Consider the following 303-nt stretch of genomic DNA (forward strand, 5'->3'; position numbering starts at 1 on the left):
GGTCTGCATGCCGAGGAACACGCCGATCTGGTTGACCTCGATGATGCGCCGGTATCGCTCGACCGGGGTCTCGACGATGGTGCCCTGGTGAAAGATGCCGGCGTTATTGACGAGCACGTCGACGTGCCCGAAGGCGTCGATTCCGGCGGCCAGGGCGTCGACCCACTGCTGCGGGTCGCTGACGTCGAGGTGGACGGCGAGTGCGCGGTCGGCGCCGATGTCCGCTGCCAGCTTGGCGGCGTCGTCGTCGAGGATGTCGGCGATGACGACCTTCGCGCCGCGTTCGGCGAACAGCCGGGCCTC

The 303-nt window shown here is 68.3% G+C and carries 1 protein-coding gene; it reads right to left on the minus strand.

The features are described 5' to 3' along the window. Positions 1–303, minus strand: a 303-nt coding sequence (locus P3H15_RS54865; RefSeq protein WP_276144938.1) for an SDR family NAD(P)-dependent oxidoreductase, incomplete at both ends; no start/stop codon positions are given.

The organism is Rhodococcus sp. T2V, from assembly GCF_029269925.1.
In the GTDB taxonomy this organism is placed as follows: domain Bacteria; phylum Actinomycetota; class Actinomycetes; order Mycobacteriales; family Mycobacteriaceae; genus Rhodococcus_F; species Rhodococcus_F koreensis.